The sequence below is a fragment of the Streptomyces sp. NPDC059080 genome (genome assembly GCF_042739975.1).
GTDB lineage: Bacteria > Actinomycetota > Actinomycetes > Streptomycetales > Streptomycetaceae > Streptomyces > Streptomyces benahoarensis.
In genome coordinates this window covers 166,377-186,751 of sequence record NZ_JBHYGX010000005.1, presented here as the reverse complement: position 1 = coordinate 186,751, position 20,375 = coordinate 166,377, and the positions used below count along the sequence as shown (strand labels likewise).

Sequence of the window (20,375 nt, the reverse complement as noted above, 5' to 3'; positions counted from 1 at the left end):
GTCTCGGGGGCCCGCGCGCTCAAATTTTTTATGGACGTCCCCCACCCGCCCGGCGCGGGCCCGGGGGGGGGGGGGGGGGGCGACTAAAACGCGCCCCCCCCGCCCGCCGTCAAGGAGTAAATCCTTAACGAGATGACAACGGTGCCATACGTTAGGTGCCTGAAGTCAGCCGCACGTCAGCCACCGTGCGTACGCCGGGGGTTCTCAGGCGGACGCGGCGCCGTGGGCGGCCTGCGCGCCGTCCAGCAGGGTGGCGTCGCCCATCTCGCTGAGCACCAGCGCGAGCGCCCCGAGCACCTCGGCGCGGCCGCCCAGCATGCCGGGCACCACGCCCAACTGCCGCGCCGCGCTGGGGATCGCGTACCGCGACACCGACTCGCGGATCGGCCCGAGCACCAGCTCCCCCGCCTCCGCGAGATCGCCGCCGAGCACCACCCGGCTCGGGTTGAGCAGATTGCAGAGGTTGGCGACGCCGCTGCCGACATGACGGCCCACGTCCGCGATGACCCGGCGGCACCCGGGGTCGCCCTCGCGGGCCAGCTCCACCACGCGCGCCATCGTCAGGTCCGGGCCGTGGCTGGGCTGGAGCAGCGGCAGGACGTAGCGGGCCGCGGTGAACGTCTCCAGGCAGCCACGGTTGCCGCAGCGGCAGACCGGCCCGGACTCGTCCAGCGTGATGTGGCCGATCTCGCCCGCCGTGCCGCCCGGGCCGCGGTAGATCCGCCCGCCGATGACCAGCCCGGCGCCGACCCCGCTGGCGACCTTGATGTACGCCAGGTCGGCGGCGCCCCGTCCGCTGCCCCACACCAGCTCGCCCAGGGCGCCGAGGTTGGCGTCGTTGTCGACGTGGACGGGGACGCCGAGGCGCCCGGACAGCTCCGCGCCCGGGTTGGTGCCCGTCCAGCCCGGCAGGATCGCGGTGGAGCCGAGGGTGCCCGATTCGACGTCGATGGGGCCGGGCACGCCGAGACCGACGCCGATGACCTTGTCGGGGGCGATGCCGGTCGCCTCGACGAGCCTGGCGACCAGCCGTTCGGCGCGGCCGAGGCCCTCGGCGGCGGAGGCGTCCACGTCGATCGGCTCGGCGTCCTCGGCGAGCACCTGGTGGGCGAGGTTGCCGACCGCGACCCGCAGATGGGAGTGGCCGAAATCGATGCCGACGACGATGCCCGCGTCGCCGGAGAGGGACACGCTGCGGGCCCGGCGGCCCCCGGCGGAGGTGGGCGTCACCTCCACGGTGCCGCCGTCCTTCAACTCACGAACGATATTCGAGACGGTGGCCGCGGACAGCCCCGTGCTCCGGGCGATCTCCGCCTGGGTGAGCGAGCCCGCCATGCGCACCGCGCGCACGACCCGCTCCAGATTGGCCCGGTGCAGCGAGGACTGCGACCCCGGAGTCTCCATCGGCTCATCCACTCCCGCCTGAGGCGTGCGGCACGACGACCGCCCGCCGGGCCGGACCACACCAGCGGGGCCCGGCTTGTCTCCAACATGTGAATCTAAGCTGAGCCGTACGGATCACCTCCCGTCAAGTCCTCGACCGCGGCCACGAGGGATGACGGGACAGCCCTCAGGGGCGGGACGGGCGCGCCGGCGCGGTCGGTGCACCGCGGCGGACGGGTGCCCGCGCCGGAGCGGACGGGCCCCCCGGGGCACCCGCGTGACACGCGAAGGCCCCGCGTCCCGTGGAGGCGGCGCGGGACCTTCGGAGCCCGGGCGGCTACTTGAGCGCGCCGGCGGTGAGACCGGCGACCACCTGCCGCTGGAAGATGATGTACGCGGCGAGCACCGGCAGCATCGCGATGGTCAGCCCGGCGAAGAGCCCCGACCAGTCGCCCTTGTACCCCTGGCTGACCGCGAGCGCCACCAACCCCTGGGTGAGCATCTTCTTGTGCGGATCACCGACGTTGAGCACCGTCGGCAGCAGGTACTGGTTCCACTGCCCCAGGAAGTTGAAGATCCCGACGCTGATCAGACCCGGCTTCGCCATCGGCAGCATGACCTGGAAGAACGTGCGGGTGTGGGAGGCGCCGTCGATGAGCGCCGCCTCCGCCACGGAGGTCGGCAGCGTCTTGAAGAACCCGCTGAGGAAGAAGACGGTGAACGGCAGCGAGTACGCGATGTAGACGCATATCAGCCCGTGGTACGTGTCCAGCAGCGCCATGTTCTTCATGACGAAGAAGAGCGGCACCAGCGCCAGGATGACCGGGAAGCCCATGCCGCCGACGAAGAGGAAGTAGATGACGCGGTTGCCGGGGAAGTCGAAGCGGGCCAGCACATAGGCCGCCATCGAGCCGAGCACCATCGTGCCGATCAGCGAACCGCCCACCACGATCAGCGAGTTGAAGAAGTACTCGCCCATGTTCGCCTTCTCCCAGGCGCGCACCCAGTTGTCGGGGTGCAGCACGGACGGCAGGCTCCAGGGCGAGCCGAAGATCTCCGCGTCGTCCTTGAAGGAGGAGACCACCGCCCACAGCAGCGGCATGGTGACCAGCAGGCCCCAGATCACCAGGACACCGTGGGAGAAGACGTTCAGCACGCCGCCCTCGCCGCCGCGGCGCCCCGCGCGGCCCGGCCCGTCCTTCGGCGCGGCGCGGCGGGCGGCGGGTTCGGTCTGCGTACCCATTCAGAACTCCAGTCGCTCGCGTCGCCCCAGCCGCATCACGACGGCCGAGAAGACGAGGGTGACGATCAGCAGGGAGACGCCGATGGCGGTCGCGTACCCGGCCTGACCGTCGCGGAAGGTCCGCTGATAGACGTAGAGCGGCAGGACCTCGGTCGAGTAGTCGGGGCCGCCCGGGCCGACGCTCATGATCTGCACGAAGGCGAAGGCGGAGACGTCCAGGGCGAGAATTCCCATGTAGATCCAGCCGGTCTGCACGGTGTCCCACAGCAGCGGCAGGGTGATCCGGAAGAACGTGTTCACGCGGTTCGCGCCGTCCAGCAGCGCGGCCTCGTAGAAGTCCTTGGGAATCGAACTCATCCCGGCCGAGAACAGCACGACATAGAAGCCGACATTGGCCCACACCATCGCGCCCATGACGCACCACAGCGCGAGCTGCGGATCGCCCAGCCAGTTCGGCTGCACCCCGTCGAGGCCGAGGGCGCCGAGAAAGGCGTTCAGGGCGCCGCTTTCCGGGTTGTACGCGAACTGGAAGAGCAGTGCGACGATCGGGACGGACAGCACCTGCGGGAAGAAGTAAATGATCTTGTAGGCGCCGGATCCGCGCACGCCGCCGATGACCGCCTTCTTCCGGCGGCGGCCACCGACGTTGAGCATGAACGCGAAGAACAGCCCGAGGCTGAGCGTGACGACCGGGAGCAGCAGCAACAGCGTCACGCTGTTTCCCACCGCCGCCCAGAACACGGAGTCCTTCAAGAGGCGTACGTAGTTGTCGAAGCCGACCATCCGCAGGTCCGGGCTCAGGCCCGTCCAGTCCGTGAGGGAGTAGTAGATGGCCTGCACGAAGGGCGAGATCACGAAGACCGCGTAAATCGCCAGCGGAATGATCAGGAATCCCGCGATGAAACGGTATTTACCGTGCTGCATGACTGCCGGTCCCGTTCTTGCGCTGCGGATGGTGCCGGTTTCTCGTTCCCCTCATGGGTCAGCGCTTGTACTTGGTGACGCTGGAGTCCGCGCGGGTGTCATCCGCGTACTTCTGGATCTTCTTGATCGCCTCGTCGGGCCTCATCCGGCCGGCCATCATCTCGCCGATGGCACCGACGCCGATCTTTTCCTTCTGCAACGCGACATACCAGTCCTGGAGCCGGGGATTGAGGACGTTCTTTCCGGCCTTTTCCAGCACGGCCTGCGCGGAGGCGAGTCCCGGCGGCAGCTCGACGCCGTCCGTTCCGCCGTCGAGCGAGGTCAGCGAGGAGACCTGCCTGATGAAGTTCTGCGCCGCCTTTTTGCCGAGCATGACGCGCAGCAGTTCCATACCGCCCTCGGCGTTGTGCGCCTGCTTCGGGACGATGTACGGCTCGCCGCCGGACGCCCAGAGGGTGCCGTAGGGCATCTTGTCCGCGGCGGAGAGGCTGGACGGGGCGCCGACCGCGAGCTGGAAGTGCGGGTCCTGGGCGATCTGCTTGGCGGATTCGTTCTCCACCCAGGAGCCGTTGGGGATGAACAACGCCTTCCCCTCGGCCCAGGCGTTCTGCGACTGGAGGTGGTCGAGACCGGGCGAGCCCTTGAGGATGTAGCCCTTGCGGTACAGCTCGTAGTACGCCTCGAACGCGGCCCTGACCGCCGGGTCGTGCCAGGCGTTCGGCTCCAGGTTGTCGATCCGCCGCAGTACCTCCGGGCCACCGATCTTGCCGATGAACGGGTAGAGGGAGAACGGGAAGTAGTACGGGTACTTACCCGGGTAGGTCCACCCGGCTATGCCCCGCTTCTTGGCCTTCGCGCAGAGCGCGAGCATATCGTCCCAGGTCTCGGGGTATTCCGCGTCGAGTTTCGCGAGATTCCCTCTCGAATACCACACGCCGTAGACGGTGTACGCGTAGTAGAGAATCCAGGTCTCCTTGCCGCCAAACTGCCCCATTTCGACGACACCGAGACGCAGGGTCTCGCGCACCTTCTTGGCCGGGTCGTCGATCGACGGGGCGTCGAGGAGGGCATTGAGATCGGTCAGCTGGTCCTTGCTGACGAGGGTGCCGAAATCCATCTGTTCGGCGCCGGAGTTGTCGACGAGGTCCGGCGGGTTACCGCCGTTGAAACGCGGCTGAAGTGTCGACTGGATCTTCTGCGTGGAGGTCAGCTTGGCCTTTCCGGCGGCCTTCGGAAATGCCTTGGCGTATTCCGCCAGCGCGTTCTTGGCGTAGGCGTCGCCGAAGCCGCCGTCGAAGATGACGACATCCAGACCGGCGCTGTCGTTGACGGCGAGCGGATTCTTCGCCGACTTGATGCCCTTAGCCGCCTTGTCGCCGCCGCCACCGCCGGAGCTGGCGCAGGCGGAAAGGAAACTCATGGCGGGGAGCGCGACGATTCCCATGGCCGCTGCCCGCTTGACCAGATCGCGCCGGTTGAATTCCGAGGTGGATCCCATGCTCAAGTCCTCGCCTTCTTCAGGACTCAGGCGGTGCACGACATTCCCCGGCACCGCAGGTCGTCAGATGGAGCTGAGTGGTACGGGATGTGCTCCGGGCGTGCCAGGGAACCGCGGACGCATTCGGCCATCCGCATTTCCCCCCGGATCCACGGTCACTGACGGACCGTTCGGACGCCGACAGGTATAGTCCACTTTCGGGTGACGGGGCAAGATCGAATGCGCTGTTCCTCACTCTCTTTCCCGAGTTGAGACCTGCTCCGACCGGATGAGCGCACCCCGGCCCGCACCGTTCCGCACCACGGCGCGCACTCCGGCCCGTACGCCGCCTCCCTCACCCTTGACACCCACCGAACCGCCCTCCTTACTTGATCTCTGCACACTCCAACTGACAACGATGTCAACCCCGTCGAGAGGCTCGCGTGCGGATCGGACACCGGCACCACCCGCTACGAACGCTCGCCCGCCCCACCGCGCTGGTGGCGGCCGCGCTGCTCACCGTCACCGCCTTCGGCCCGGCGGCCCAGGCCACGCCACCCCAACGGCCGTCCGCAGCAGGGGGGTTCAGCTCCTCCTTCGAACCGGGGCAACCGGCGCCCGACTGGACCGACACCGCCGACCAGGACCCCGACGGCCACCCCAGAACGGACGGGGTCACCCCGCCGTCCGGCCCCGCCGCCCCGGGCATGATCACCCGCACCGGCACCGGGCCCGAGGCCACCCCGACGTCCAAGAACGGCGCCGGGTTCTCCGGCCGTCACGCCCTGGAGTACGCCGGTACCCACACCGCGTCCGGCCGCGGCTACGCGTACAACAAGGTCTTCGCCGTCCACACGCCCGTCACCGCGGACACCACGCTCTCGTACAAGATCTTCCCGGAGATGGCCACGGCCGATCCGGACTACCCCGCCACCCATGCCGCGGTGGATCTGGCCTTCACCGACGGCACCTACCTCAGCGATCTGGGCGCCACCGACCAGTACGGGGCGCCCCTGACGCCGCGCGGCCAGGCCGATGCCCGGATGCTCTACGTCAACCAGTGGAACGCGCGCACCGCCCGCATCGGCGCGGTGGCCGCCGGGAAGACCGTCGACCGGATCCTCGTCGCGTACGACGCGCCGCGCGCACCGCGCAAGGCCCCGGCGTTCCGCGGCTGGATCGACGATCTCACCCTCGGCCGGAGGGCCCCCGAGAAGCCGCGCGCGCATCTCTCGGACTACGTCCGGACCACCCGTGGCACCCTCTCCAGCGGCAGCTTCTCGCGCGGCAACACCTTCCCGGCGACCGCCGTTCCGAACGGCTTCACTTTCTGGACGCCGGTGACCGACGCGGGCTCGACGAGCTGGCTCTACGAGTACGCCCGCAGGAACAACGCCGACAACCTCCCCACCCTCCAGGCGTTCGCCGCCAGCCATGAGCCCAGCCCCTGGATGGGCGACCGGCAGACGTTCCAGGTCATGCCGTCCACCGCGGCGGGCACGCCGGACGCCTCGCGCACCGCCCGCGCGCTGCCGTTCCACCACGAGAACGAGACGGCCCGGCCGCACTACTACGGCGTGACGTTCGACAACGGCCTCAAGGCGGAGATCGCCCCCACCGACCACGCCGCCCAGATGCGCTTCACCTTCCCCGGCGACGACGCGAGCCTGATCTTCGACAACGTCAACAACAAGGGCGGCCTCACGCTCGACATGAAGCACGGAACCGTCAGCGGCTACTCCGACGTCAAGAGCGGCCTGTCCACCGGCGCCACCCGCCTCTTCGTCCACGGCACCTTCGACGCGCCCGTCATCAAGGGCGGACGGCTCGACGGGGGCGGCGGCAAGGACGTCACCGGCTATCTGCGCTTCGCTCCCGGCAAGGACCGGACGGTGACACTGCGGCTCGCCACCTCCCTGATCGGCACCGCCCAGGCGAAGGCCAACCTCGACCGGGAGATCCCCGCCGGGACGCCGTTCGCCACCACCGAGCGCCGCGCCCAGGCGCAGTGGGACGGCCTGCTGGGCCGCGTCGAGGTCGAGGGCGCGACCGGCGACCAGCTGACCACCCTCTACTCCAACCTCTACCGGCTCTACCTCTACCCCAACTCCGGTGCGGAGCAGGTCGGTTCGCGCACCCGCTACGCCAGCCCGTTCTCCCCGCCGGTCGGCGAGTCCACCCCGACCCGCACCGGCGCGAAGATCGTCGACGGCGCGGTCCATGTCAACAACGGCTTCTGGGACACCTACCGCACCGCCTGGCCCGCCTACGCGCTGCTCACCCCCGGCCGGGCCGGAAAGCTGGTCGACGGCTTCGTCCAGCAGTACAAGGACGGCGGCTGGACCTCGCGGTGGTCATCGCCCGGCTATGCGGACCTGATGACGGGGACCAGCTCGGACGTGGCGTTCGCCGACGCGTACGTCAAGGGCGTGCGCTTCGACGCGGAGGCCGCGTACGAGGCGGCGGTGAAGAACGCCACCGTGGCACCGCCGCAGTCCGGGGTGGGCCGCAAGGGCATGACCACCTCGCCGTTCCTCGGCTACACCTCGACCGACACCCGCGAGGGCCTGTCCTGGGCACTGGAGGGCTATCTCAACGACTTCGGCATCGCCCGCATGGGACAGGCGCTGTACGCCAGGACCCATCAGGCCCGCTACAAGGAGGAATCCGACTACTTCCTGGGCCGGGCCCGGAACTACGTCCACCTCTTCGACACCGAGGCCGGCTTCTTCCAGGGCCGCGACGCGAAGGGTTCCTGGCGGTTGCCGCCGGAGAAGTTCGACCCGCGCGTCTGGGGCCACGACTACACCGAGACCAACGCCTGGACATACGCCTTCCCCGCCCCGCAGGACACCCGGGGCCTGGCCAACCTCTACGGCGGCCGGTCCGGGCTCGCGAAGAAGCTCGACGCGTACTTCGCGACGCCCGAGACCGGGGCCAAGGAGTTCGCCGGTTCCTACGGCGACGTCATCCACGAGATGACCGAGGCCCGCGACACCCGCATGGGCATGTACGGGCACAGCAACCAGCCCTCGCACCACATCGCCTACCTCTACGACGCGGCCGGGCAGCCCTGGAAGACGCAGGCGAAGGTCCGCGAGGTGCTGTCGCGGCTCTACGTCGGCAGCGACATCGGCCAGGGGTACCCGGGCGACGAGGACAACGGCGAGATGTCCGCGTGGTACGTCTTCGGTGCCCTCGGCTTCTATCCGCTGGTGATGGGCCAGGGCGAGTACGCGGTGGGCTCCCCGCTGTTCACCAAGGCCACCGTGCATCTGGAGAACGGCCACGACCTGGTGGTCAAGGCACCGCGCAACAGCGCCCGGAACGTCTACGTCCAGGGCCTGCGGGTCAACGGCAAGCCCTGGACGTCCACCGCGCTGCCGCACGCCCTGCTGGCCCGCGGCGCCACCCTGGACTTCACGATGGGCGACCGCCCCTCGTCCTGGGGCACCGGGAAGAACGCCGCGCCGTCCTCCCTCACCCACGACGACCGGGTGCCCACGCCGCCCGCGGACGTCACCGACCCGGCCGACGGCCCGCTCTTCGACAACACCTCCGCCACCACGGCGCCGTTCACCCCCACCCGCGTCGACCTGAAGCGGAGCACCCGGGTCACCTCGTACACCCTCACCTCCGCCGGCCACGCCAAGGCCCCCAAGGGCTGGGCCCTGGAGGGCTCCGCGGACGGCAACCACTGGCAACGCCTCGACCACCGCACCGGCGAGACCTTCCGCTGGGACCAGCAGACGCGGGCGTTCACGGTGCACGCTCCGGCCGCGTACCGGCATTACCGGCTGGTGCCGGAGGGGGGCGGGACGTTGGCGGAGGTGGAGTTGCTGGCCTGAGGCACGGCACGCCGAAGGGCCGCACCCCCTCATCGAGCGGGATGCGGCCCTTCACCTGTCCCGGCCCTCAGACGGCCGGCTCGTCCCAGGTCAGCTGTTGATCAGCGACCGCAGGACGTACTGCAGGATGCCGCCGTTGCGGTAGTAGTCCGCCTCGCCGGGGGTGTCGATGCGGACGACCGCGTCGAACTCCACGCCGGAGCCGGTGGTGACCTTGACCGTGCGCGGGGTGGTGCCGTCGTTCAGCGCGGTGACGCCGGTGACCGAGAAGGTCTCCTCGCCGTTCAGGCCCAGCGACTCGGCGGACGCGCCCTCGGGGAACTGCAGCGGCAGGACGCCCATGCCGATGAGGTTCGAGCGGTGGATGCGCTCGTACGACTCGGCGATGACGGCTTTGACGCCGAGGAGCGCGGTGCCCTTGGCGGCCCAGTCGCGGGAGGAGCCGGAGCCGTACTCCTTGCCGGCCAGGATGACCAGCGGGGTACCGGCGGCCTGGTAGTTCTGCGACGCGTCGTAGATGAACGAGACCGGCGCGTCCGCCTGGGTGAAGTCGCGGGTGAAGCCGCCCTCGGTGCCCGGCGCGATCTGGTTGCGCAGGCGGATGTTGGCGAACGTGCCACGGATCATGATCTCGTGGTTGCCGCGGCGCGAGCCGTAGCTGTTGAAGTCGCGGCGCTCCACACCGTGCTCGGTGAGGTACTTACCGGCCGGGGTGTCGGCCTTGATGGCACCGGCCGGCGAGATGTGGTCGGTGGTGACCGAGTCGCCCAGCTTGGCCAGCACGCGGGCGCCCGCGATGTCGTGGACCGCCGACGGCTCCATCGCCATGCCCTCGAAGTACGGGGGCTTACGGACGTAGGTCGACTCGCCGTCCCACTCGAAGGTGTTGCCGGTCGGGATCGGCAGGGCCTGCCACTGGGCGTCGCCCGCGAAGACGTCCTCGTAGGACTTGTTGAACATGTCCTCGCCGATGGCGTTCGCCACGACGTCGTTGACCTCGGCCTCGGACGGCCAGATGTCCTTGAGGAAGACCGGCTTGCCGTCCTGGTCGGTGCCGAGCGCCTCCTCGGTGATGTTGATCTTCATCGAACCGGCCAGGGCGTACGCGACGACCAGCGGCGGGGACGCCAGGTAGTTCATCTTGACGTCGGGGTTGATCCGGCCCTCGAAGTTCCGGTTGCCGGAGAGGACCGAGGTGACCGCGAGGTCGTGGTCGTTGACGGCCTTGGAGACCTCCTCCGGCAGCGGGCCGGAGTTACCGATGCAGGTGGTGCAGCCGTAGCCGACGAGGTTGAAGCCGACCTTGTCGAGGTACGGCGTCAGACCGGCCTTGTCGAAGTAGTCGGTGACGACCTTCGAGCCCGGGGCGAGGGTGGTCTTGACCCACGGCTTGCGGGTCAGGCCCTTCTCCACGGCCTTCTTCGCAACGAGCGCGGCGGCGACCATCACGTACGGGTTCGAGGTGTTGGTGCAGGAGGTGATCGCGGCGACGGTGACGGCGCCGTGGTCGATCTCGTAGGTCGAGCCGTCGGGGGCGGTGACGGTGACCGGGTTCGACGGGACGCCGTTCGTGGCGGCCGGGGCGTCGGAGGCCGGGAAGGACTCCTCGCCCGCCTCGTCGGCGGTGGCGACGTAGTTGAGGACGTCGCTCTTGAACTGCTCGGCGGCGTTGGCGAGGACGATGCGGTCCTGCGGACGCTTCGGACCGGCGATCGACGGGACGACCGTCGAGAGGTCCAGCTCCAGCTTCTCGGAGAAGTCGGGCTCGGCGGCCGGGTCGAGCCAGAGGCCCTGCTCCTTGGCGTACGCCTCGACGAGCGCGACCTGCTGGGCGTCACGGCCGGTCAGACGCAGGTAGTTCAGGGTCTCGTCGTCGATCGGGAAGATCGCGGCGGTGGAGCCGAACTCCGGCGACATGTTGCCGATGGTGGCGCGGTTGGCGAGCGAGGTGGCGGCGACGCCCTCACCGTAGAACTCGACGAACTTGCCGACGACACCGTGCTTGCGGAGCATCTCGGTGATGGTCAGCACGAGGTCGGTGGCGGTGGTACCGGCGGGCAGCTCACCGGTCAGCTTGAAGCCGACGACGCGCGGGATGAGCATCGAGACGGGCTGGCCGAGCATCGCGGCCTCGGCCTCGATACCGCCGACGCCCCAGCCGAGGACGCCGAGGCCGTTGACCATGGTGGTGTGCGAGTCGGTGCCGACCAGGGTGTCGGGGTACGCCTGGCCGCCCCGGACCATGACCGTCCGGGCCAGCTTCTCGATGTTGACCTGGTGGACGATGCCGGTGCCCGGGGGGACGACCTTGAACTCGTCGAACGCGGTCTGGCCCCAGCGCAGGAACTGGTAGCGCTCACGGTTGCGGCCGTACTCCAGCTCGACGTTCTGGGCGAAGGCGTCGCTGGTGCCGAACTTGTCGGCGATGACGGAGTGGTCGATGACCAGCTCGGCCGGGGCGAGCGGGTTGATCTTCGCCGGGTCGCCGCCGAGCTCCTTGACGGCCTCACGCATGGTGGCGAGGTCGACGACGCAGGGGACGCCGGTGAAGTCCTGCATGATCACGCGGGCCGGCGTGAACTGGATCTCCTGGCTGGGCTGGGCCTGGGAGTCCCATCCGCCCAGCGCCCGGATGTGGTCGGCGGTGATGTTCGCGCCGTCCTCGGTGCGGAGCAGGTTCTCCAGCAGCACCTTCAGGCTGTAGGGCAGACGGGCGGAGCCCTCCACCTTGTCCAGCCGGAAGATCTCGTACGACTCGTCGCCCACCTGCAGCGTGCTGCGGGCGTCGAAGCTGTTCGCCGACACGACAGTCTCCTTCATGCATGAATTCGCGCGTACCACCGCATCCTGCCGTCGCAGGTCCGCACCGATCCGGTAAGGTGAGCCTTAGTTAGGCGTGCCTTACTGGCGCGGCGGCGGCGCGCCTTGGGGCAGATATCTCGATGTCGAGATAACTCTAGTACATCGCCGCTGTCTGGTCATGCCCCGCCGGGCCCGATACCGCATCGCGCGTTCCGCCGCGAGCACGAACGCAGGCCCGGGGCCGGGCGTCCGCGCGCACACGGGGCCGTTCGGGTCGGGGCACGGAGCCGGTGAGTTCGCGCACGCCACCGCGGCCGGCGGGACGGGGGCGCGGTACGGGCGGTAGGTTCGGGCCGCCCTGCGCGAGGCCGTGGACGGGACGACCGGGGCCTGACCCCGGCCGCCCCGCCGCCGTACGGGCGGATCAGGGCGTCGCCAGCCCCTGACGCACCACGCCCACGATCTCGTCATCGGTCAGACCGAGCCGCCGGGCCTCGGCGATGAGGCGGTCGGCGGCCTCGCCGAGGCGGGCGCGGGCCGGGGACGCGGCGCCGGTGACCACCGCGCCGCGGCCGCGGCGGAGTTCGATCAGGCCCTCCTCCTTGAGGCGCTGGTAGCCCCGGAGGACGGTGTGGACGTTGACGCCGAGCGAGGCGGCCAGCTCCCGCCCGGCGGGCAGGCGCTCGCCCGCGCGGACCGAGCCGTCGGCGATGGCGCCGCGGACCGCGGCGGCGATCTGGTCACCGAGCGGCACGGCGGAACGGGGGTCGACCCGGAACAGCACTCAGTCACCTCGGTCCGGACGGGCGCGGTCGAGCAGGGTGTTCAGCAGCGCGGCGGCGGTCGCCGCGTCGTCGACCGTCACCACGAATTCGCGGCCGCCGCGCAGCCGCAGGGCGATCCCCTCACCCGATCGGAGCACCAGCCCGCTGCCGTGTGCGCGAACGCGGTAGCCCCAGCCGCCGAACTCGGCGAACGGGTCGACATTTCTGCAGGTGGCCTCGGTGACCCGGTCGAGGGGGATGCGGCGGAAAGCGTACGGCAGCAGCGCGGGCGCGAGCGCCAGCCCGCGCCGGTCGACGGTCACCCGCACCGAGGCGAGCGCCCCCGTCAGCACGCCCGCGGCGCACAGCGCGACACCGGCGAACGGCCCTGCCACGAAGGCGAGGTACAGCCCGGCGCAGCAGGTGACCAGGCCGACGGCGGCGAGCAGCGGGGAGCCCGTCGTACGGGTCCACCCGGCGCTCTCCCCCGCCGCGAGCGCCAGCCGCGGCGCGCCCTGCGGACCCGTCGGCTCCGGGCGCGGCCGCGGGCCCCCGAGCCACAGCCCGACGGCGCCCGCGAGCAGCCCGGCGGCGATCGCCACGAGCACCTGCCACAGCGGCATCCGGGCCGCGCGCGCCTGCCCGGCACCGACGTTGACCAGCAACGTCAGGCATGTCGGGACGGCGAGGGTGGCGGCCAGGAACCAGCCCGTGGCGAGCACCCAGGGCGCGGCCGGGGCCAGCCGCCGGACCCGGGCGAGGACGGCGCCGCCGGCCCCGAGAGCGAGCAGCACGAGGACCACTCCGGTGACGAAGCCGCGGGCCGAGGTGAAGCCGTCGGCGGTGCCGTCGGCACCGAAATGGGTGGCGAGCGGATCGGGCAACCGGTCGGCAGTCTTGTGGTGGACGCCGACGACGACGGCGACCGCGACCAGGAAGGGGAACGCGGCGATCGCGACCCGCAGGGTGTCGGACGGGGGACGTGTGAAGGGAGTGGCAGGTTTCATGTCAGCCTCCAGTTATTCGCATAGTAGTAGAACAACTAGCGATGACCACATCTCATATCTGAGATACGGTCATGTCATGGCAGACGACTACCTCGAACGTATCGGCAGGCTGATTCGTGACGCCCGGCAGCACCGTGGGTGGACACAGACGCAGCTCGCCGACGCCCTCGGCACCAGCCAGAGCGCGGTCAATCGCATCGAACGCGGCAACCAGAACATCAGCCTTGAGATGATTGCCCGGATCGGCGAGGCCCTCGACAGCGAAATCGTCTCGCTCGGCTTTCCCGGACCGATGCACCTGCGCGTGGTCGGCGGACGCCGGCTCTCCGGCTCCATCGCGGTGAAGACCAGCAAGAACGCCTGCGTCGCACTGCTCTGCGCCTCACTCCTCAACGCGGGCCGCACCACCCTGCGCCGGGTCGCCCGGATCGAGGAGGTCTACCGCATCCTCGAAGTCCTGGGCAGCATCGGCGTACGCACCCGCTGGATCAACGACGGCAACGACCTGGAGATCGTGCCGCCCGCCGAACTCAACCTCGACGCGATGGACACCGAGGCGGCCCGCCGCACCCGCAGCGTCATCATGTTCCTCGGCCCGCTGCTGCACCGCATGGACCACTTCCGGCTGCCGTACGCGGGCGGTTGCGATCTCGGCACCCGTACGGTCACCCCGCACATGACGGCGCTGCGCCACTTCGGGCTGGAGATCACCGCGACCGACGGCGTCTACCTCGCCGAGGTCGACCGCACCGTCACCCCCCGCCGCGCGATCGTCCTGACCGAACGCGGCGACACCGTCACCGAGAACGCGCTGCTGGCCGCCGCCCGCCACGACGGCACCACCGTCATCCGCAACGCCTCCTCCAACTACATGGTCCAGGACCTCTGCTTCTTCTTGGAAGAGTTGGGCGTACGGGTCGAGGGCGTCGGCACCACCACGCTCACCGTGCACGGCGTCGCCCATATCGACCGCACCGTCGACTACGCACCCTCCGAGGACCCGGTCGAAGCGATGAGCCTGCTGGCCGCCGCCGTCGTCACCGAGTCCGAACTCACCATCCGGCGCGTGCCGGTGGAGTTCCTGGAGATCGAACTGGCGGTCCTGGAGGAGATGGGCCTCGACCACGAACGCAGCGCCGAGTACCCCGCCGACAACGGCCGCACCCGGCTGATCGACCTGACGGTCCGCCCCTCCAAGCTCCAGGCGCCGCTGGACAAGATCCACCCGATGCCGTTCCCCGGCCTCAACATCGACAACGTCCCGTTCTTCGCGGCCATCGCCGCCGCCGCACAGGGCCAGACCCTGATCCACGACTGGGTCTACGACAACCGCGCCATCTACCTCACCGACCTCAACCGCCTCGGCGCCCAGGTGAAGTTGCTCGACCCGCACCGCGTCCTGGTAGACGGCTCCACCCGCTGGCGCTCGGCCGAGATGATGTGCCCTCCGGCACTGCGCCCCGCCGTCGTCGTCCTCCTCGCCATGATGGCCGCCGAGGGCACGTCCGTCCTGCGCAACGTCTACGTCATCAACCGCGGCTACGAGGATCTGGCCGAACGCCTCAACTCGATCGGGGCGCAGATCGAGACGTTCCGGGATATCTGACCGGCACCGTCCCAGGGCCTCCCTCCGCACATCGGGCCCTCCCCTCAGCACATCGGGCCCTCCCTCAGCGCATATCGCCGCGCCCCCGCGTCCCGTCACCCCGTGGACGCGGGGGCGTCACCCGTCCCGAAACATGTTCGCCCTCCCCTGGCTTGATTCCGTCGAAAGCCCCCGAACGGGTCAATCGCCTCCTCAAGTTCCTTGTGTCGTAAGGGACCAGGGTTAACTGATCTTGAAAAGTGGTGACAGCACCGGAGCGCGGGGGAAACCGGTCGCGGTGAGGGAGATTTTTCGGTGGCGAGAAAAATGCGGGACCTGCGGGGCCGGTTGCGGTACTGGTTCGACGGGACGATGGACCGGGGTACTCCCGCTCTGATCGGCTGGTTGGGGCTTGCCTCGGTGCTGTTGATCGCCGCGGTGACCGTGTTGGTGGTGCTCTTCACCAACGAGGACACGGAGAAGAACGGCGGCTGGCTCGGCGTGGTCTGGATGAGCGTGCTGCGCACGCTCGATCCCGGCACGATGGGCGGGGACACCGGCGGTCCGGTCTTTCTCGGGCTGATGCTGATCGTGACGATCGGCGGGATCTTCATCGTCAGCGCGTTGATCGGTGTGCTGACGACGGGACTTGAGGCCCGGATCGAGGAACTGCGGCGCGGGAAGTCGCGGTTGGTCGAGCGCGGGCACACCGTGGTGCTGGGCTGGTCGGAGCAGGTGTTCACGGTGCTCGCGGAGCTGGTGGAGGCCAATCAGAGCGAGCGGCGTTCGTGTGTGGTGATCCTCGCCGACCGGGACAAGGTCAAGATGGAGGAGGAGATCCGCCGCCGGATCCCGGAGACCGGCCGTACGCGGGTGATCTGCCGCTCCGGCAGCCCGTTGCAGCGGCAGGACCTGGAGTTGGTGAGCCTGGACGCGGCCAAGTCCGTCATGGTGCTGCCGCCCGTCGGGGACGACAGCGACACCGAGGTCATCAAGGTGCTGCTGCTCCTCAACAGCCGGTCCTGGAAGGGCGAGCGGCCCAACATCGTGGCAGCGGTGCAGAGTTCGCCGAACCTGGCGGCGGCCCGGCTCGCCGCCGGGGAGACCGCTCTCGTCATCGACGCCGACGACATCGCCGTACGGCTGATCGTGCAGTCGCACCGGCAGTCCGGTCTGTCGGCCGTCTTCAATGAACTGCTCAGCTTTGTGGGCAATGAGATCTATCCCTATCCCGCAGGGCCCCTGGCCGGTGGCACGTACGGGGAGGTGCTCAACGGGTTCGACCTCGGCGTGCCCGTCGGGCTGCGCCGGGAGAGCGGGGAGGTGCAGGTCAACCCGGCGATGGACGCGGTGATTTCGGCGGGGGACGAGATCCTGGTGGTCGCCGAGGACGATCTGCTGATCCGGCGGGCGCAGACCCCGCCGGACATCGTCGAGCAGGCGATGGCCTCGGGGACCGGCGGGCAGCCGGAGCCCGATCACACGCTCGTCATCGGCTGGAACTCCCGCGCTGCGAAGATCATCACGTTGCTGGACCGGCTGGTGGAGCCCGGTTCGCTGATCGACATCGCGGCGCCCCGTGAGCCCGCGGCCCTGCCCCGGGAGGGTCTGGACAACCTCACCGTCGGCTTTCTGCGCTGCGAGCCGACGCACCGGCCGTCGCTGGAGGCGCTGGGCCTGGACCGCTACCGCCACATCATCGTGCTGACCGACGACGACATCGACTCCGGCCGGGCCGACGACCGCACGCTGGTGACGCTGCTGCACCTGCGGGACATCGCCACCCGCACCGGCACCCCGTACTCGATCGTCACGGAGATGAACAGCGACGCCAACCGCGAGATCGCGCAGGTCACCAAGGCGGACGACTTCATCGTCAGCACCAAGATCATCAGCCTGTTGCTGACCCAGCTCGTCGAGGACCGGCATCTGTACGCCGTCTTCAGCGACCTCTTCGACCCCGAGGGGTCGGAGATCTACCTGAAGCCCGCCGCCAGCTACGTCGCGCCGGACACCGCGGCCAACTTCGCGACCGTCATCGAGGCGGCCCGGCAGCGCGGCGAGACCGCCATCGGCTACCGCCGCGCCGACGAGAGCGACACCCCACCCGGGTACGGCGTCGTCCTCAACCCGCCCAAGACCGCGCCGCTTTCGCTGCGCGCGGACGACGCGATCGTGGTGCTCGCCGAGAACGGCCGGGTGACCGCGCAGGTGCCCGCGGCCCGCACGGAGCCGGACCGGGAGGGCGTCGGGGCGAAGGCGCCCCGGGACTGAGCCCCCGCCCGGCGCGGCCCCGTCCCCCAACACACCTGGGGGGCGGGGCCGTTCGTCGTGAGGAGCCGGGCGAGCGCGGGGCAGATGCGGACGTTTCACCGGATCCCGGACTCGCCACTTGCTTCTTTAGGTTTGCCTAACCTAATGTCACGACGCGTGTTGACGACCCAACCCCCAGCTACCGGGGACCGTTCTGTGTCCGCGCGGGCCCTTCCGGCGCTGCTGCGGCGCCTGCCATGGGCGGCCGCCGGGCTCGCCGCGCTGGCGCTCTGCGCCGCCCTCAGCCTCGCCTGCGGAACCCGCTCCGTACCACTGTCCACCGTGCTGGACGCCCTGACCGGCACCGCCCATGGCCCCGACGCACTGGTGGTCACCGGACTCCGGCTGCCGCGCACCCTGGTGGGGCTCGCGGTCGGCGCGGCGCTCGGCGTCGCCGGGGCCGTCGTCCAGGGCATCACCCGCAACCCGCTGGCCTCCCCCACCACCCTCGGCATCAACGCCGGTGCGGGCTTCGCCGTCGTCACCGCCATCTACGCGCTCCATCTGACCCGGCCGGGCCAGTACGTCTGGTTCGCGTTCGCGGGCGCCGCAGCCGCCGCGCTCTTCGCCCAGGCGCTGGCCCGGCGCGCCGGGGATCTCGACCCCGTACGGCTCGCGCTGGGTGGCACCGTGCTCCAACTGGTGCTGCTGTCCTGGACGTCGACGGTGATGCTGGCGAGCCGCCGCACGCTCGACGAGGCGCGGTTCTGGCTGGCCGGATCGCTCGCGGAGCGTCCGCTGTCGGTGCTGCTGCCGGTGCTGCCCACGCTGGTGATCGGCCTGGTCGTCGCGTTGGCGATCGCCCCGGCGCTCAACGCGCTGGCGCTGGGCGACGACAGCGCGCAGGCGCTGGGCGTGCCGGTGGCGAAGATCCGGCTGGCCGGCGGGCTCGCGGTGGTGCTGCTGGCGGGCTCCGCCGTCGCCGTCGTCGGGCCGATCGCCTTCATCGGGCTGGCCGCGCCGCATCTGGTGCGGCAGCTGTTCGGCTCCGACCACCGGATGCTGGTGCCCGGCTGTCTGGTCGCCGGGCCGTTGCTGCTGCTCACCGCGGACATCCTCGGGCGCGTGGTGATCCGCCCCTCCGAACTCCAGGTCGGCATCGTCAGCGCCTTCCTGGGCGCGCCGCTGCTCGCCCTGCTGGCCCGGAAGGCGGCGCGGTGACCGGCGTACGAGATCTTCCGCGGGCGCCGGAGCGCCCGGCGGCCCGGCGGGTGCACGGGCCGCGGCGCACCCTGCTGCTTCTCGCCCTCGGCGCGGTGGCGCTGCTCGCGCTGATCGTCACGTCCGTGGCGGTCGGCGAGATCCCGCTGGGGCCGGTGGTGGCGCTCAAGGGGCTGCTCGGTCTGGGCGAGCCCGCCGATGTGGTCGTGGTGCAGCAGTTCCGGGCGCCGCGGATGGCCGCGGCGGTCGTCGCCGGGATCGGTCTGGCGGTGGCCGGGGCGCTGCTCCAGCGACTGTTCCGCAACCCGCTGGCCTCGCCGGACGTGATGGGCGTGACGGGCGGGGCGTCCTTCGGGGCGGTCGCGATGCTGGCCGCCGGGGCGCCGCAGGCCCTGATCCCGCCCGCCGCGCTCGGCGGCGGACTGCTGGCCGCCGTGCTGCTGGGCGCGTTCGCCTGGCGGTCGGGCGCCGGGGTGACCCGGCTGGTGCTGGTGGGCCTCGCGGTCCAGGCGGGCCTGTCGGCGGCGGTGAACTTCATGGTGGTCCGCTTCCCCACCGAGCTGGCCGGGTCCGCGCTCCAGTGGACCACCGGCTCGGTCTACGGCCGGACCTGGGCCGAGGTCGGCGCCGCCGGGGGCGCGGTGGCCCTCGCGCTGGCCGTGGCGTTCGCGCAGCACCGGCGGCTGGCCGTGCTGGACCTCGGCGACGACTCGGCCGGTGCGCTGGGCCTCGGGACCTCCGCCGCCCGGCTGCAGATCCTGGTCACCGCCATCGCGCTGGCGTCGCTGGCGGCGGCGCTGACCGGCCCGGTGGCGTTCGTCGCGCTGGCCGTGCCGCATCTGGTGCGGTTCCTGGCCGGGCCGCCGACCGTCGCGACGCTCGCCCTCACCGGTCTGGCCGGTGCCGTTCTGCTGCTCGCCTCCGATCTGGTGACGCAGTACCTGCTGCCGGTCAGCGGGCTGCCGGTCGGGGTGGTCACCGCCACCCTGGGGGCGCCCTGGCTGCTGGTGTTGATGATCCGTCAGAGCAGTTCCGTCCACAGGAGTACCCGATGACCGCCGACCGGCTCGCCACCCACGGCCTCGATCTGCGCTACGGCGACCGGCTGGTCGTCGGCGGCCTCGACCTGGAGCTGCCGGGCGGCGCCGTCACCGCCGTCGTCGGGCCCAACGCCTGCGGGAAGTCCACCCTGTTGCGCGGTCTGACCCGGCTGCTCGCCCCGGCCGCCGGGACCGTCACCCTGGACGGCGCCGACATCCACCGGATGTCCGCGAAGGCGCTGGCGCTGCGCATGGGGCTGCTGCCGCAGCAGCCCGTCACGCCCGAGGCGATCACCGTCGAGGCGCTGGTCCGGCTCGGCCGCTATCCGCATCAGAAGCTGCTCAGCCCCTGGTCGGCGGCGGATCAGGCGGCGGTGGACGCGGCGCTGGCCCGCACCGGCACCGACGTCCTGCGCGACCAGTCCGTGGACCGGCTCTCCGGCGGGCAGCGCCAGCGCGCCTGGATCGCGCTGGCGCTCGCCCAGGACACCGATCTGCTGCTGCTCGACGAGCCGACCACCTTCCTGGACCTGCGCCATCAGCTCGACGTCCTCGACCTCGTCGCCGAACTGCACGCCGAGGCCGGGCGGACCGTGGTGATGGTGCTGCACGACCTCGGCCAGGCCGCCCGCTACGCCGACCATCTCGTCGTCCTCAAGGACGGCCGCCTCGCCGCGTCCGGCGCCCCCGCCGACGTGCTGGACGCGGCGCTGGTCCGGTCGGTGTTCGGCGTGGAGTGCCGGGTGATCCCCGACCCGGAGACCGGCACCCCGCTGGTCGTCCCCCTGGGCCGGGCCGCCCGGCGCGGCGCCGTGACCGCCTGAACCG

13 protein-coding genes are annotated in these 20,375 nt (G+C 70.6%); 6 read left to right on the top strand and 7 right to left on the bottom strand.

Annotated features, from left to right (window positions below; genetic code table 11):
• Nucleotides 1–204: 204 nt before the first annotated feature.
• The 4 genes from ACFWWQ_RS05845 to ngcE all read right to left on the bottom strand — a co-directional run bounded on the left by ACFWWQ_RS05845 (nucleotide 205) and on the right by ngcE (nucleotide 5,048).
• Nucleotides 205–1,404 carry an ROK family protein gene (locus ACFWWQ_RS05845; protein WP_384590705.1) on the bottom strand — a complete coding sequence of 400 codons (1,200 nt, stop codon included), beginning with the start codon at nucleotides 1,402–1,404 and terminating at the stop codon, nucleotides 205–207.
• A gap of 316 nt (nucleotides 1,405–1,720) precedes the next feature.
• Complete coding sequence (locus ACFWWQ_RS05840) at nucleotides 1,721–2,626, bottom strand: carbohydrate ABC transporter permease (RefSeq protein WP_384590702.1); 906 nt, start codon at nucleotides 2,624–2,626, stop codon at nucleotides 1,721–1,723.
• Nucleotides 2,627–3,550 (bottom strand): carbohydrate ABC transporter permease, encoded by a 924-nt coding sequence (locus ACFWWQ_RS05835; RefSeq protein ID WP_384590699.1) that lies wholly within the window; start codon nucleotides 3,548–3,550, stop codon nucleotides 2,627–2,629.
• A gap of 58 nt (nucleotides 3,551–3,608) precedes the next feature.
• A complete protein-coding gene (ngcE, locus tag ACFWWQ_RS05830; protein ID WP_384590696.1) occupies nucleotides 3,609–5,048 on the bottom strand; it encodes an N-acetylglucosamine/diacetylchitobiose ABC transporter substrate-binding protein in 1,440 nt (479 codons plus the stop codon).
• 422 nt (nucleotides 5,049–5,470) lie between these two features.
• Here ngcE and ACFWWQ_RS05825 point away from each other — a divergent pair, with 422 nt between their 5' ends.
• Complete coding sequence (locus ACFWWQ_RS05825) at nucleotides 5,471–8,875, top strand: GH92 family glycosyl hydrolase (RefSeq protein WP_384590693.1); 3,405 nt, start codon at nucleotides 5,471–5,473, stop codon at nucleotides 8,873–8,875.
• A gap of 90 nt (nucleotides 8,876–8,965) precedes the next feature.
• On the opposite strand, the gene acnA is transcribed toward ACFWWQ_RS05825, so the two are convergent.
• From acnA to ACFWWQ_RS05810, 3 genes are all read right to left on the bottom strand, one after another.
• Nucleotides 8,966–11,680: an aconitate hydratase AcnA gene (gene acnA, locus ACFWWQ_RS05820; protein ID WP_384590690.1), complete on the bottom strand. Its 2,715-nt coding sequence runs from the start codon at nucleotides 11,678–11,680 to the stop codon at nucleotides 8,966–8,968.
• Between the two features lie 421 nt (nucleotides 11,681–12,101).
• Nucleotides 12,102–12,461 (bottom strand): GntR family transcriptional regulator, encoded by a 360-nt coding sequence (locus ACFWWQ_RS05815; RefSeq protein ID WP_384590687.1) that lies wholly within the window; start codon nucleotides 12,459–12,461, stop codon nucleotides 12,102–12,104.
• The gene (locus ACFWWQ_RS05810) at nucleotides 12,462–13,448 is read right to left on the bottom strand and encodes a DUF1648 domain-containing protein (RefSeq protein WP_384590684.1); all 987 of its coding nucleotides are present in this window, start codon (nucleotides 13,446–13,448) and stop codon (nucleotides 12,462–12,464) included. It abuts the gene before it with no gap.
• Between the two features lie 76 nt (nucleotides 13,449–13,524).
• On the opposite strand from ACFWWQ_RS05810, the gene ACFWWQ_RS05805 reads away from it, so the two are divergent.
• From ACFWWQ_RS05805 to ACFWWQ_RS05785, 5 genes are all read left to right on the top strand, one after another.
• Nucleotides 13,525–15,054 (top strand): helix-turn-helix domain-containing protein, encoded by a 1,530-nt coding sequence (locus ACFWWQ_RS05805; protein ID WP_384590681.1) that lies wholly within the window; start codon nucleotides 13,525–13,527, stop codon nucleotides 15,052–15,054.
• Between the two features lie 294 nt (nucleotides 15,055–15,348).
• Nucleotides 15,349–17,307 carry a potassium transporter TrkA gene (locus ACFWWQ_RS05800; protein WP_384590678.1) on the top strand — a complete coding sequence of 653 codons (1,959 nt, stop codon included), beginning with the start codon at nucleotides 15,349–15,351 and terminating at the stop codon, nucleotides 17,305–17,307.
• A 195-nt stretch (nucleotides 17,308–17,502) separates the two neighbouring features.
• The gene (locus tag ACFWWQ_RS05795) at nucleotides 17,503–18,507 is read left to right on the top strand and encodes a FecCD family ABC transporter permease (RefSeq protein WP_384590675.1); all 1,005 of its coding nucleotides are present in this window, start codon (nucleotides 17,503–17,505) and stop codon (nucleotides 18,505–18,507) included.
• Nucleotides 18,504–19,562, top strand: coding sequence for a FecCD family ABC transporter permease (locus tag ACFWWQ_RS05790; protein WP_384590672.1), 1,059 nt, complete (start codon nucleotides 18,504–18,506; stop codon nucleotides 19,560–19,562). Before ACFWWQ_RS05795 ends, ACFWWQ_RS05790 begins: the two co-directional genes overlap by 4 nt.
• Nucleotides 19,559–20,371: an ABC transporter ATP-binding protein gene (locus ACFWWQ_RS05785; RefSeq protein ID WP_384590669.1), complete on the top strand. Its 813-nt coding sequence runs from the start codon at nucleotides 19,559–19,561 to the stop codon at nucleotides 20,369–20,371. Before ACFWWQ_RS05790 ends, ACFWWQ_RS05785 begins: the two co-directional genes overlap by 4 nt.
• Nucleotides 20,372–20,375: the final 4 nt, after the last annotated feature.

What these genes read in the sequence shown, in the direction of transcription:
- ACFWWQ_RS05845 (WP_384590705.1), bottom strand. Translation starts at nt 1,404, where the DNA reads ATGGAGACTCCGGGGTCGCAGTCCTCGCTGCACCGGGCCAATCTGGAG.
- ACFWWQ_RS05840 (WP_384590702.1), bottom strand. Translation starts at nt 2,626, where the DNA reads ATGGGTACGCAGACCGAACCCGCCGCCCGCCGCGCCGCGCCGAAGGAC.
- ACFWWQ_RS05835 (WP_384590699.1), bottom strand. Translation starts at nt 3,550, where the DNA reads ATGCAGCACGGTAAATACCGTTTCATCGCGGGATTCCTGATCATTCCG.
- ngcE (WP_384590696.1), bottom strand. Translation starts at nt 5,048, where the DNA reads ATGGGATCCACCTCGGAATTCAACCGGCGCGATCTGGTCAAGCGGGCA.
- ACFWWQ_RS05810 (WP_384590684.1), bottom strand. Translation starts at nt 13,448, where the DNA reads ATGAAACCTGCCACTCCCTTCACACGTCCCCCGTCCGACACCCTGCGG.
- ACFWWQ_RS05805 (WP_384590681.1), top strand. Translation starts at nt 13,525, where the DNA reads ATGGCAGACGACTACCTCGAACGTATCGGCAGGCTGATTCGTGACGCC.
- ACFWWQ_RS05785 (WP_384590669.1), top strand. Translation starts at nt 19,559, where the DNA reads ATGACCGCCGACCGGCTCGCCACCCACGGCCTCGATCTGCGCTACGGC.